The sequence below is a fragment of the Rhodococcus sp. EPR-147 genome, assembly GCF_001647185.1.
Classification (GTDB): Bacteria; Actinomycetota; Actinomycetes; order Mycobacteriales; family Mycobacteriaceae; genus Rhodococcoides.
Genome location: NZ_LVCU01000080.1, coordinates 13,218 through 26,334, shown reverse-complemented (window position 1 = coordinate 26,334; position 13,117 = coordinate 13,218). Strand labels below are relative to the sequence as shown.

The window sequence follows — 13,117 nt, the reverse complement described above, 5'->3', positions numbered from 1 at the left end:
GAGGCGGGGCAGGGGTAGGTGGCGAAAACCTTTGAGCGCCCTACCGGTCGGTAACTTGGAACCGCCGATGGAGTGATACCCCACTGGCACGCACAGCGGCGGGTTCAAAGATTAAAGTCGACGGTGGACGCATCCAAAAGACGACGTTGAAACTGAGGCAAAGGCGAAACATGACTGCGAAGAAGCCGACCATCATCTACACCCTGACCGACGAGGCGCCCATGCTGGCGACTCACGCGTTTCTGCCGGTCATACGTTCTTTCGCCAGCGCGGCCGAGATCAACGTCGAGTCGAGTGACATCTCCGTTGCCAACCGCATCCTCGCCGAGTTCCCCGACTACCTCAACGAAGACCAGCGAGTGACCGACAACCTCGCCGAGCTCGGCAAGCTGACGCAGCTGCCCGAGACCAACATCATCAAGCTGCCCAACATCAGCGCCTCGGTTCCGCAGCTGCTCGCTGCCGTCAAGGAACTGCAGGACAAGGGCTACGCGATCCCCGACTTCCCCGGCAATCCGAAGACCGACGAAGAGCGCGAGATCCGCGAGCGTTACACCAAGTGCCTCGGTAGCGCGGTCAATCCCGTTCTGCGTGAAGGCAACTCGGACCGTCGCGCGCCGAAGGCCGTCAAGGAATTCGCCCGGAAGCACCCGCACAGCATGACCGAGTGGTCGATGGCGTCGCGCACCCATGTCGCGCACATGCGCGAGGGCGATTTCTACCACGGCGAGAAGTCGACGGTCGTCGACGGTGACCGTGAGATCAAGATGGAGCTGCTGCCCGCCGACGGCGAGCCGATCGTGCTCAAGGAGACGGTCTCGCTCACCGACGGTGACGTCATCGACTCGATGTTCATGAGCAAGAAGGCACTCCTCGATTTCTACGAGCACGAGATGCAGGACGCCTACGACACCGGCGTCATGTTCTCCCTGCACGTCAAGGCGACCATGATGCGGGTCTCGCACCCCATCGTGTTCGGCCACGCTGTGCGTGTGTTCTACAAGGACGCGTTCGCCAAGCACAACGAGCTCTTCGAGGAGCTGGGCGTCAACGTCAACAACGGCCTCTCGGACCTGTACACCAAGATCGAGACCCTCCCGGCGTCCAAGCGCGACGAGATCATCGAAGACCTGCACAAGTGTCACGAGACCCGTCCGGAGCTCGCGATGGTCGACTCCGCCCGCGGCATCTCGAACTTCCACTCGCCCAGCGACGTCATCGTCGACGCATCCATGCCCGCGATGATTCGCGCCGGCGGCAAGATGTGGGGAGCGGACGGACGTCCCAAGGACACCAAGGCCGTCAACCCCGAGTCGACGTTCTCCCGGATTTACCAGGAGATGGTGAACTTCTGCAAGACCAACGGCCAGTTCGATCCGACGACGATGGGCACCGTTCCCAACGTCGGTTTGATGGCGCAGAAGGCCGAGGAGTACGGCTCGCACGACAAGACCTTCGAGGTACCGAAGGCAGGCGTCGCGAACATCACCGACAAGGCCACCGGCGAGGTGCTGCTGACGCAGACCGTCGAAGAGGGCGACATCTGGCGTCTGTGCATCGTGAAGGATGCCCCGATCCAGGACTGGGTCAAGCTCGCCGTCACGCGTGCGCGTGAATCCGGAATGCCGGTCGTCTTCTGGCTCGACCCGTACCGCCCGCACGAGAACGAGCTCATCGGCAAGGTGCGCAAGTACCTGAAGGATCACGACACCGAGGGCCTCGACATCCAGATCATGTCCCAGGTGCGTGCCATTCGGTACACGATGGAGCGTCTGGTCCGCGGGCTCGACACCATCTCCGCGACGGGCAACATCCTGCGTGACTACCTCACCGACCTGTTCCCGATCCTCGAACTCGGCACCAGCGCCAAGATGCTCTCCATCGTTCCCCTGATGGCAGGCGGCGGACTGTACGAGACGGGTGCAGGTGGCTCGGCTCCCAAGCACGTCAAGCAGCTCATCGAGGAGAACCACCTGCGCTGGGATTCGCTCGGCGAGTTCCTGGCTCTGGCCGTGAGCCTCGAAGATCTGGGCACCAAAACCGGCGACGTCAAGGCGACCATCCTCGCCAAGGCACTCGACTCCGCCACCGGCAAGCTGCTCGAGAACAGCAAGGGCCCGTCGCGCTCGACCGGTGAACTCGACAACCGTGGCAGCCAGTTCTACCTCGCTCTGTACTGGGCACAGGAACTTGCCGAGCAAACCGAGGACGCCGAACTGGCCAAGCACTTCGCTGCACTGGCGAAGACGCTGGCGGAGAACGAGGAGAAAATCGTCTCCGAGCTCAACGAGGTTCAGGGCACCGCAGTCGACATCGGCGGCTACTACTACCCGGACCCCGAAGCCACCGCTGCAGTGATGCGCCCGTCCAAGACCTTCAACGAGGCTCTGGAGTCGGCGAAGAAGTAGTTTTCTCTGCTCCACCCCATGGAATGAATGGTCCATTCATGCGCTCCGACGTGTTGAATGGACCATTCATTCGTATTGGGGTGCAACAGCATTGGGGTTTACCGCCCACCCCGTTCGGATCAATGTGACTTGCACGCGCTCAGACGTCGTGAATGGACCATTCATTCGTTCAAGGCGGGCACCAAAATATCCAGAAACGCCGTACAGCTCGCACTTTGGCGTCGCCCCGGCAACTGGACAACAGAGATGGTGCGATGGATGGTCGGCTCGATAGGCAGGTAGACCAGGTTCGCGAACGACATCATCGGCACCACCAGTTCCGGGATCACGGTGATGCCGAGTCCGGCAGCGGTCATGCCCGCCACGGCGGCCACGTTGTGCGCCTGAACCGATGGCCCGACGTCGACTCCCGCGCTTTCGAGCCCCAGTTGCACGTGTGAGGCGATGCTCGATTCGGGACCGAACGCGACGAACGGCTGGTCGGCGAGGTCGGTCCACAGCAGGCTTGTCCGTTGTGCAAGAGCATGATTCGGCGGTAGCGCGCAGACGAATGCGTCGGTGCTGACCGTCGTGCGCATTAGATCGTTCGCTCGTCCCGACGCGGCGACGACTGCGAAGTCCACGGAACCGTCGCGAACCGAGGCCACAACATCGTCGCGCAACCCGTCTCTGATGTGCACCGAGACGTCGGGGTGACTGCTGCGGAAGTCCACGATGTACGGCGGGAGAAACGTCGCCGCGATCGAGGGCAGGCACGCGATGGTGACGGTTCCGCGGTCGCCGGATACGAAGCGCCCGATCTGCTCCAGGCCGTCGTCGAACTCGAGCAATACCCGACGGGCGTAGGCCGTGACTTCGTGTCCGTCTCCGGTGAGGTCGACGCTGCGGGTGGTGCGCACGAACAGTCGGACGCCCAGGCGTCGCTCGGCCTCGGCGACGGTACGGCTCAGATTGGGTTGGGAGACCTGAAGCCAGTTCGCCGCTGCAGTGAAGCTCGCATGATCGGCGAGTGCGACGACAGCGCGTAGATGGGCGATGCCCAGGTTTATGCCCACGGTGCATGAATCTATACCCAACTGATGTTGGACGGAGTAAGTGATCTGCACAACACTCGTCGTATTCGATGAAGGAGATCACATGCTCTCACTGCTTGGCTTCGGGACGATTGCCATCATCCTGCTGCTGTTGTTCACCCAACGCGTTGCGGCGATCGTCGCGCTTGCAGGTGTCCCGCTGGCTGCGGCGTTCCTGGCCGGCAACTCGCCATCCGAGGTGGCCGGGTTCGTCAAGGACGGACTCGGCGGCGTGGTGGGCGTCGCGGCGATGTTCCTCTTCGCGATCGTGTTCTTCGGGATCATGCGCGACGCGGGACTGTTCGATCCCATCATCGCCCGCATCGTGCGCTGGGCAGGTAGTGCCCCGCCGACCGTGGCAGTCGCGACCACTGCCCTTGCCGTGGTGGCTCACCTCGACGGCGCCGGCGCAACCACGTTCCTGATCGCCGTCCCCGCCATGCTCCCGATCTACGAACGCCTCGGTATGAGCCGGCTCGTCCTGGCCACCTGCGTCGGACTCGGTGCCGGAGTGATGAACATGGTCCCCTGGGGTGGTCCGACGGCTCGCGCTGCAGCAACTCTGGGCGTCGACGCCAACGAACTGTGGGTTCCGTTGATTCCTGCTCAGATCGCCGGAGTCGTGTTCGCACTGGGCGTCGCCTACTACCTGGGTCGGCGTGAGCGGACCCGTCTGGCCAAGGTCGCCGCGGGCGATGCGTCGGCCGTCGTGGAGGAGTCGACGGCGCGAATCGCCGAACGAATGTCCGTGGGATCCGGGGATACCGGATCCGCAGTCGGTGACGCGAACGAGGAGCCCGGCAGCCCGTCGACCGGTGGCGACGATGCGGACGGTCCGGCAACCGCGTCGAGTGACCGAGCACTGCTGCGGCCGAAGTTGTTCTGGGTCAACGCCTTCCTGGTAATCGCGACGTTGGCTGCGTTGATCGCCGCCATCGCCCCTCCGGAAACGTGCTTCATCATCGCCACTATCGTGGCGCTACTCGTCAACTACCGCGGAATGAAGGCCCAGTCCGCCCGCATCGAGGCCCACGCTGTCGGCGCGATGCTGATGGTCGGCACGTTGTTGGCTGCAGGGGTACTTCTCGGTGTGCTCGACGGCAGCGGCATGATCGAGTCCATGGCGGTCAGCGCAGCGAATGCCATTCCGGACGCGATGGCCCCCGCCTTGCCGCTCATCGTCGGCGTGTTCGCCGTCCCGATGAGCCTGATCTTCGGGCCGGACGCCTACTACTTCGGTGTGCTGCCGGTCCTCATCGAGGTAGGTGACCAATTCGGAGTCAGCGCAATCGATCTGGCGCAGGCCTCGATCATCGGTGAGGAAACGGTCGGATTCCCGATCAGCCCGATGACCGGCGCGTTCTACCTTCTGGTGGGTCTCGCGAAAGTCGACATCGGTAAGCACATTCGCCACACGTTGGGGTGGGCGTGGCTGATCAGCCTCGGCATGCTCGGCGTTGCCATGGCCACCGGCGCGATCCCGCTGTGGTCGTCATGAGCGCCCGCGGAACCGTCCGGTTGGGTGCCGGCGCAGGTTTTGCGGGCGATCGCATCGACCCGGCGCAGATCTTGGCCGAGCGGGGCGAGCTCGACTATCTGATCTTCGAGTGCCTCGGAGAGCGGACGGTGGCGACAGGGCAGGCCCGAAAATTGCTCGATCCCACGGCGGGCTACGACCCGCTGTTGGCAGCGCGGATGCGTGCAGTTCTCGGGGCGACGACGGAGCAGGGCATCACCGTCGTCACGAACTCCGGAGCCGCGAATCCTGTTGCGGCAGCGGCCGTCGTTGCGCGCGTGGCCGAGCAGGTGTGCTCGCGTTCGGTGCGCATTGCTGCCGTCACCGGCGACGACGTGCTCGACGCGGTGCGCCGGATCGACCCGGTGGTGTGGGAGACCGGTCGACCGCTGTCGGAGCATTCCGAGGAACTCGTATCGGCCAACGCCTACATCGGTGCCGATGCGGTACTGCCTGCCCTCGACGTCGGTGCCGACGTGGTCGTCACCGGCCGTCTCGCCGATCCGGCGCTGTATCTCGCACCTCTGATGCACGAGTTCGGTTGGGCCGGGCAGGATTGGGAGACACTTGGTGCAGGAACTGCCGTCGGACATCTTCTCGAATGTGCGGGCCAACTGACCGGTGGTTACTTCGCCGATCCGGTCACCAAGCCGGTGCAGGGTCTGGCGAATCTGGGCTTTCCGTTCGGCGACGTACGCGCAGACGGCACAGCAGAATTCGGCAAGGTCGACGGTACCGGCGGGGAGCTGACGCGTCGAACGTGCGCCGAGCAATTGCTGTACGAGGTCGGCGATCCCGCCAGATATCTGACGCCGGACGTGACCGCCGATTTCACCGGAGTCTCGTTCGAGACCGTCGGACCCGATCGGGTGGCGGTGTCCGGGGCAACGGGCAGCACGCGGCCGGAGGAGCTGAAAGTGACCCTCGGGTTCCGGGGCGGTTGGCTCGGTGAGGGGCAGATCAGCTACGCGGGTCCGCGCTCGCTGCAACGCGCCGAGCTCGCCGGAGAGATTGTGCAGCAACGACTGTGGGAGGTGCACGGTATATCCGCCGAGAACGTGGCCGTCGAATACATCGGTGCGGGCGCTGCATTCCGTGGACTCGTCGCCCCCACCGATGTCCCTGAAGTGAGACTGCGCGTGACGGCGAAGGTGCCCGACGCCGAAACTGCGGCTCTCGTCGGCTGGGAAGTCGAGAGTCTTTACACCAACGGGCCCGCCGGCGGTGGCGGTGCGCGCAGCAGCAACACGGAGGTCTTGGCTATCAGATCCTGTCTGATTCCACGTGCACAGGTGACGACCTCCGTGCACATCACGGAGGTGACGATATGAGGACTGTCGACGATTTCGCCGACGTGCGAACCGGGGACAAGGGCGACACTCTCATTCTTGCTGTCTTCCCGCGGACCGACGAAAGCTACGAAGTGCTGACTCGCACAATGACTGTCGAGGCCGTCGCTGCGCATTTTGCGCCGCTGGTGACGGGAGAGGTACGCCGAACCGACATGCCCCTGGTCTCCGGACTGGTGTTCGAGCTACCCGGCGTACTCGGTGGGGGAGTGACGGGTAGCCCGGTGCTCGACGGTCACGGCAAATGTCTGAGCTACCACCTGCTGAGTATGAAAGTGCCCGAGCAGATCTAGTCGAGTTGCTTGACCTCAGCATCCGGCAGCACCGGCAATGTCACGGGGTACAACTGAAATGTTCCGCTCATTCCCTTGAGTTCGACGTCTCGGGGCGTACCGAGAGCTAGATCATGAGCCGCGCCGATGGCATTGCGTACCGGTTCGCTGACCAGGATTTCGCCGCCGTCGGCTTGGTTCGCCACTCGTGCCGCCATGGCGACGTTGAGTCCGAACAGGTCGTCACCTCGACGCACCGAGCTGCCGACATGCACGCCCATACGGACGCGAATGCGGTCCCAGCGATCGGGGTTCTTCAGCAGTGCTTCCTGGACTTTCACCCCGCAGCGCACGGCCTGGGCCGGGTCGGAGAAGGCGATCATGTAGCCGTCGCCCTGGCTTTTCACCACGTGACCGCCGTGATCGTCGACGTGTTTGCGGATCAACTTGTTGTGCTTCTCGAGCAGCTTCACCCAGCCGCGGTCGCCGAGTTCCTCGTTGCGGGCGGTGGATCCTTCGATGTCGGAAAACATCACCACGATGTCCCCGTCTGCCGTCATACGCGCCAGGTCGGGGCGTTCCACCTTCGCCCAGCCGGCGAGGTCCTCGACGGAGTTGCGGACCGTTGCGCCGAAGCCCTTGTTGATGAGTAAGTCCGTGGTGTGGAAGGCGGTTCTGATCGCGAAGGGCACGATGCCGCGTCGCTTACGGCGTTGCTGCGATTCGAGAGCGCGGTCCAGTGCACGACGCGTGTGCTTCAGCTTTCGACGCGAGACGATCAAGACCACACCGAGCGCGATGATGGCAGCGAGCTCTACTCCGGCAACTATCCACAGGATCACGTCGCTCATCTTTGCCTGTCGACGATGCTCGTGGTTGCACAACCGACGGTGAACTGCCTTCGGTAGGCCGTCGGGGTCACGGCGAAGGCCGAGCGAAAGTTCTGGCGCAAGGTGACGGCGCTGCCGAAGCCGCACGCATCGGCGATCTTGTCGATGCTGTGATCGGTTGTTTCGAGGAGGCTTCGGGCCTCGTTCAGCCTCTTGTCGAGGACCCATCGAGCCGGGGTGGCGCCGGTCTCGAGCTGAAATTGCCGAATGAAGCTGCGTCGGCTCATGCACGCATGTTCGGCCAGTCGCTCGATGGGCAAGGGCTCGTCCAGTCTTTCGAGTGCCCAGCTCAGCACGTCGGCAATCGCGGTACCTCCGGATGCCTCCGTGACCGGACGCTCGATGTACTGGGCCTGGCCACCGTCGCGATGAGGTGCGACCACCAGACTGCGCGCCACCCGGGTCGCCGCCGCCGAACCGAGGTGTTTGCGCACGATGTGCAGGCAGGAATCGATCGACGACGCGGTGCCCGCAGACGTCATCACGTCGCCGTGATCGATGTAGAGCACCGACTCGTCGACGCCGGCGTGTGAATTTCGCTCCCGCAGTTCGGTCATCTTGGTCCAATGAGTGACGGCCGGGCGGCCGGCTAGCAGCCCGGTATCTGCGACGGCGAACGAGCCGAGGCACAATCCTGCGATTTCCGCTCCACGCGAATGGGCGTCGCTGAGCGCCGCCGACAGGTCTTTGCCGATGTGCGGCAACGACTCCGGCCACGACGTGACGATGACGATGTCGGCCCAGTCGACGGTATCGGGGCCGGCGATGTCGCCGACCGGGAAGCCCTCCTCGGTGCGGATCGACCCGGCTCGGTCGGACCACACCCGAGTCTCCCAGTCCGGTGCGAGTCCGAGTCGAGTCACCTCGCCGAACACCATCAACGGCGCGGCGAGGTGAAACATCGTGATGCCGTCGAACGCATAGAGCGCGATTCGCATGGCTGTCTCCGATCTCCACCGTTGGCCCGAATCAATCGAAAGTATGCATCCGTGCCACTCGTGGAAGCAAGGCCGCCACCGCAGGATGAGAAGCGACCGAGATCGCCAGTCGAAGGAGAACACCATGACCGCACCACGCAGAGCATTGATCGTCGTCGACGTCCAGCAGGAGTACTTCGAAGGTGTGCTGCAGATTCAGTACCCGCCTCGTGACCAGTCGTTGGCCAACATCGTCCGGGCGATCGAAGCCGCAGTGGCGCAGGATCTTCCCGTGGCGATCGTGCAGCACGAGATGCCCGACGGCGCTCCGGCGTTCGTGAAGGGCACCCCGACGTACGAGCTGCACCCCGACATTCAGGCGCTCGTACAACCCTCGTTCGAGCGAGTCGAGAAGAAGTACAGCAGCGTGTTCGCCGGTACCGGTGTCGCGAAGTGGTTGCAGGGCAACAATATCGATACCGTCACGATCGTCGGATACATGACCAACAACTGCGACCTCGCATCCAGCGCCGACGCCGAGGTGCTGGATCTGACCGTCGAAATTCTGTCCGACGCCACCGGCGCGATCAATCTCTCGAATGAGGCAGGCACCGTCTCGGCGGAGCAACTGCACAAGGCGTTGATGGTGCTGCTGCAGTCGAACTTCGCGGCAGTGGCTTCCACCGACCAGTGGGTCGACGCCGTCAAGAACGGAAACGATCTGACCGCAAACAATCTGGTGGTCTCGGCAGCTCAGGGCAACGACGCGGTGGCCTGACGCTCGGTACGCTGGATGCGGTGACGGCACGGGCAATTACCGACGAGACATTCGGTGCGTGGGTGATCAAGTGCGATCCGCACAAGACCGATCTCGCGCCGATGGTCGACGCCGGACGTGCGCACGACCACTGGTGCGTCGCCGACAACTATCGAACTCGTCTGATGGCACCCGGACAGCCGGTGTTGTTCTGGGTCAGTACCCATGCCCGACGCGGAATCTGGGGTGCCGGCACCCTGACCGGCACCTCAGTACCGGGTCCCCAGTGGAAAATCTCGACGGACATCACGCTGTTCGACGAGCCGATTCTTGCGTCGGACATTCAGTGCATCGCGGAATTGTCGATGCTCGAGGTGTTTCGATCACCGCAGCAATCGAATCCGTCCTGGATCGACGTGTCCGCGTGGGCAGTGATCAGGCAGATGCTGCCTCCCGAATGATGTGATGGCGGTATGACACTGGAGGACGAGCCGACACTGCACGGAATGTTGGACGTGGGGGACGGGCAGCGCATTTACTGGGAGCAATGGGGTCCGTCCGACGGCGTTCCGGCGGTCTGTCTGCACGGCGGTCCGGGTGGGACTCTGAACGCGAGCCAGTTTCGTCGTCACTTCGACCTATCGCGAGTTCGCGCAATCGGATTCGAGCAGCGCGGGTGCGGACGGTCCACCCCGCACGCGTCCGATCCCTCGACGTCGTTGTCCACCAACACCACTGCCCATCTGATTGCCGACATCGAAGCGTTGCGCGAGCACCTCGGCGTGGAGGCGTGGATCGTCAACGGCGTGTCTTGGGGATCCACCCTCGCCGTGGCCTATGCCCTCGCACACCCCACCCGTGTCCTCGGCGTCGTATTGTTCGCCGTCACCACGACCTGTCGTGAGGAAGTCGATTGGATCACCGAGGGCGTCGGCGCGGTCTTCCCCGAAGCGTGGGATCGTTTCGCTACCTTCGCCGAGCAGGCCGGCGTTGGCTATCGGCGCGGGCACGGTCGACTGGTCGACGCGTACGACCGTCTGTTGGATTCGCCTGATCTCGCGTTGCGTGACAGTGCATCCCGAGAATGGGCATTGTGGGAGGACGTCCACATCTCGATCGGCACCGGCGGTCTCAGACGCGATCCCAGGTGGGAGGATGACCGGTTCCGACTGGCCTTCGTACGGCTGGCCACGCATTACTGGTCGCACGACGGGTTCTGCGATCCGCCTCTGCTCGATCGCGCCGCAGGTCTGCGCGATATCCCGGGCGTCCTGATCCATGGCAGACGCGACGTGTCCGGACCCGCCGTCACCGCGTGGCGTCTGCACCGGGAGTGGCCCGGATCGACACTTCTCGTCGACGAGGGTGACGGGCACGGTGGCAAGTCCATGGCCGCGCGTTGGGACGCAGCGAACGAGGAACTGGTCGATCGGGCCCAGAGGCGACCGAATGGTGCATGATCGAGGAGTGACTTCTTTCCCGATCATCGACCTCACTCCCGACGAGCTGCTGACCACCACGCGCACGGTCCGCAAGCGGCTCGATCTGACGCGACCGGTTCCAATGGAGCTGATCAAGGAATGTCTCGAGATCGCTCTGCAGGCACCGTCCGGCTCGAACAAGCAGGGGTGGCAGTGGATCGTCGTCACCGATCCTGATCTTCGCGCTCGTATCGGTGCGATCTACGGCGAACTGTTCACCGCGTATCAGGCGTCCAAGCATTCTGCAGCTGCCCTGTTCACCGACGACCCGGAACGTGCCTCGGTCCAGAAACGCGTCGGAGACAGTGCGAGCTGGCTCGGCGAGCACATGGGTGAGGTTCCGGTGTTGCTGATTCCGTGCATCCAGGCCGGCAAGACGCTCCCGGCCGGCAATCAAGCCGGTCTGTGGGGCTCGCTGCTGCCCGCAGTGTGGAACTACGCCCTGGCCGCAAGGGCGCGTGGTCTCGGAACGGCATGGACCACAATTCATCTCGCGAAGGAAGCCGAAATCTCCGAACTGCTCGGCATTCCCGAGGACTTCCATCAGGGTGCGCTTATTCCCACGGCGTACTACACAGGGGAGACCTTCAAGGTCGCTCCGCGGGATCCGATCGAGACGGTGCTGCACGTCGACCGCTGGTGATTCGCGCGCAGCCCGTCCGATTCATGTTCGGGTCGAAAAAGCACTACCTGGGCAGTCCCATCTTGTACTGCAGGGCGTAGGCCAGTTTGCCGGGCTTGTCGTTCGAGTACGGTGCCGAGAGCTTTCCGAATTCGCCTTTCGTGGCTGCCTTGCCGTCATTCCATGCGTCCAGTGCACCGAGTTCCGCTGCGGTGCGGCCACTGTCGATCACCGCGTCCTTCGGGGCCGCGACCTGGGCGCGCGAGACCGATTCGACGGTGCTCAGGTAGCTCGTGAGGTTGTTGCTGTCCCAGCCGCTGATGTCGGCTGCGCCGGAGTCGCGAACCCATGCACCCCAATAGAATTCCTGGAACGGGATGGTTCCGGGGGTGAAGCCGATGTCGCGGGCGAAATAGGTCAGGCTGCGGTACTTGTCGTCCTGGAACTTGGCGAGTCCCACTCCCGAGGGCAGCTGTTCCACCGGAACCTCGTTGCCGTCGACGTCGTAGTTCCACACCCACTTCTCGGCTTTCATCCGCGCCCAGAAATCGGTGGTGCTCAGATCACTGAGGTTCGCGACCACCCGCAGTCGGAGATGCAGATTCGGTCCACCGTCGGCCGTTTCGTAGAACGAGGTGAGCGTGTGGTGTCCGTCGGTCAGGTACGGGACGCCGCCCGGGCCGATGACAACAGTCTTCATCGGCGCGATGGTGTCGGGCGTTTCCTGGCCGACGGGCACAGTGCAGGTGAACGACGACGGATTGTCCAGTCGCGCATCGGGCATCGCCGACGCGACCTTTTCCTGACCGTTGGCCTCGCACCAGTCGTCGAACTTCTTGTTGATCTCGTCCTTGCCGAGCGTGTACCGACCGAGCTTGTAGTACACCTCGTCGTAACCGAGCGACGGTTGTGTCGCGCGCACCTCACCGATCGGGAGATCGAGAAGCTCACCCGCTTCGGCACATTGGTAACCGAGGCCCGAAGACGATCCGGTGGGGATGAGGTCTGCGACCTGGCACAGCGGCGATGCCGTCCGTGCCGGCGCAGCAGTGGCAACACCGGCCAGCGACGTGGATGCGATAGAGATCAGTGCGAGCGTGCCCAACAGTGCAGCTCTACGAAGCGAGGCCATCGGTGAAACTCCCATGAGTTTGAGAAGTGAAGTTTCCGAGAGTGCCCCAGTCCGGTCACCGGCCGATGTCGCGGAACCAACGCAGAGGTGAACGTCGCATGATGGACGTCAGCGATCCTCGCGCAACATCGCGTAGACAAGGGTGTCGGTCCATTCACCCTTGCACCACCAGTTCTGGCGGAAGTGCGCTTCCTGACGCATCCCGACCCTCGCGGCCAGGCGGGCCGACGCGTCGTTGCGTCCGTCCAGCTGCGCGCTGACACGGTGAATCTGGGCTAGCGAGAACACGTGCTCGATCAAGGCTCGTACCGCCTCGGTGGCGTAACCACGACCGGACACCGCAGGGGAGAACGTCCACCCGAGTTCGACGAGAGCCGGTGACCCGTCGATCAACCATGCCTCGACGTTGCCCACCACCGTCCCCTCGTGTTCGACGACCATCGCGAGTGCCTGAGTGTTCAATCCGGTTCGCTTCATCCGCTTGCCCACCGCAGCAACGGCATCGGCGTGCGACCACGCTTCGTGCAGTAGGTAGCGGCAGACTTCGGGATCGCTGTAGTACGCGAGAATCCCGTCCACGTCGGTGGGCTCGTACAGGCGCAGCGTCAGGCGCTCGGTATGGATGGGCTCGACGTTCATGAGAGCAATTCTGCCCGACCTAAATTCACGCTGATTCGAACCCTGGTCGTAGGCCCCGGTC

At 63.5% G+C, this 13,117-nt stretch carries 13 protein-coding genes; 8 read left to right on the top strand and 5 right to left on the bottom strand.

Annotated features, from left to right (window positions below; genetic code table 11):
* Positions 1-170 precede the first annotated feature (170 nt).
* Positions 171-2,408: an NADP-dependent isocitrate dehydrogenase gene (locus A2J02_RS04250; RefSeq protein WP_068047209.1), complete on the top strand. Its 2,238-nt coding sequence runs from the start codon at positions 171-173 to the stop codon at positions 2,406-2,408.
* 161 nt (positions 2,409-2,569) lie between these two features.
* Here the strand turns inward: A2J02_RS04250 and A2J02_RS04245 are convergent, their stop codons facing one another.
* A complete protein-coding gene (locus A2J02_RS04245; protein WP_068047249.1) occupies positions 2,570-3,463 on the bottom strand; it encodes a LysR family transcriptional regulator in 894 nt (297 codons plus the stop codon).
* Positions 3,464-3,545: 82 nt separating this feature from the next.
* Here A2J02_RS04245 and A2J02_RS04240 point away from each other — a divergent pair, with 82 nt between their 5' ends.
* Genes A2J02_RS04240 through A2J02_RS04230 form a run of 3 tightly spaced genes read left to right on the top strand, consistent with a single transcriptional unit; the run spans position 3,546 to position 6,639 of the window.
* Positions 3,546-4,979, top strand: a complete 1,434-nt coding sequence (locus tag A2J02_RS04240) for a CitMHS family transporter (RefSeq protein WP_068047205.1) — start codon at positions 3,546-3,548, stop codon at positions 4,977-4,979.
* Positions 4,976-6,328, top strand: coding sequence for an acyclic terpene utilization AtuA family protein (locus tag A2J02_RS04235; RefSeq protein WP_068047248.1), 1,353 nt, complete (start codon positions 4,976-4,978; stop codon positions 6,326-6,328). The genes A2J02_RS04240 and A2J02_RS04235 overlap by 4 nt, the downstream gene beginning before the upstream one ends.
* Positions 6,325-6,639 (top strand): AtuA-related protein, encoded by a 315-nt coding sequence (locus A2J02_RS04230; protein ID WP_068047202.1) that lies wholly within the window; start codon positions 6,325-6,327, stop codon positions 6,637-6,639. The genes A2J02_RS04235 and A2J02_RS04230 overlap by 4 nt, the downstream gene beginning before the upstream one ends.
* Here the strand turns inward: A2J02_RS04230 and A2J02_RS04225 are convergent.
* Together A2J02_RS04225 and A2J02_RS04220 are read right to left on the bottom strand one after the other, a co-directional pair.
* On the bottom strand, positions 6,636-7,469 hold the full coding sequence (locus A2J02_RS04225; protein WP_197477928.1) for an adenylate/guanylate cyclase domain-containing protein: 834 nt from the start codon (positions 7,467-7,469) through the stop codon (positions 6,636-6,638). The genes A2J02_RS04230 and A2J02_RS04225 overlap by 4 nt on opposite strands.
* Positions 7,466-8,446, bottom strand: a complete 981-nt coding sequence (locus tag A2J02_RS04220) for a GlxA family transcriptional regulator (RefSeq protein WP_068047200.1) — start codon at positions 8,444-8,446, stop codon at positions 7,466-7,468. Before A2J02_RS04220 ends, A2J02_RS04225 begins: the two co-directional genes overlap by 4 nt.
* Before the next feature lie 124 nt (positions 8,447-8,570).
* Between A2J02_RS04220 and A2J02_RS04215 the strand changes: the two genes are divergently transcribed.
* From A2J02_RS04215 to A2J02_RS04200, 4 genes are read left to right on the top strand one after another with little or no spacing between them, the layout of a single operon-like run.
* Positions 8,571-9,203, top strand: a complete 633-nt coding sequence (locus A2J02_RS04215; protein ID WP_068047197.1) for an isochorismatase family protein — start codon at positions 8,571-8,573, stop codon at positions 9,201-9,203.
* Between the two features lie 20 nt (positions 9,204-9,223).
* Entirely contained in the window at positions 9,224-9,643 is a 420-nt protein-coding gene (locus tag A2J02_RS04210) for a hypothetical protein (protein ID WP_231893663.1), read from the top strand.
* A gap of 12 nt (positions 9,644-9,655) precedes the next feature.
* Positions 9,656-10,642, top strand: coding sequence for an alpha/beta fold hydrolase (locus A2J02_RS04205; protein WP_068047195.1), 987 nt, complete (start codon positions 9,656-9,658; stop codon positions 10,640-10,642).
* A 7-nt stretch (positions 10,643-10,649) separates the two neighbouring features.
* The gene (locus A2J02_RS04200) at positions 10,650-11,306 is read left to right on the top strand and encodes a nitroreductase family protein (protein ID WP_068047245.1); all 657 of its coding nucleotides are present in this window, start codon (positions 10,650-10,652) and stop codon (positions 11,304-11,306) included.
* 43 nt (positions 11,307-11,349) lie between these two features.
* Here the strand turns inward: A2J02_RS04200 and A2J02_RS04195 are convergent, their stop codons facing one another.
* Both A2J02_RS04195 and A2J02_RS04190 read right to left on the bottom strand, forming a co-directional pair.
* Positions 11,350-12,417 carry a ParB/Srx family N-terminal domain-containing protein gene (locus A2J02_RS04195; protein ID WP_068047192.1) on the bottom strand — a complete coding sequence of 356 codons (1,068 nt, stop codon included), beginning with the start codon at positions 12,415-12,417 and terminating at the stop codon, positions 11,350-11,352.
* A gap of 108 nt (positions 12,418-12,525) precedes the next feature.
* Entirely contained in the window at positions 12,526-13,056 is a 531-nt protein-coding gene (locus A2J02_RS04190; RefSeq protein ID WP_068047190.1) for a GNAT family N-acetyltransferase, read from the bottom strand.
* Positions 13,057-13,117 lie beyond the last annotated feature (61 nt).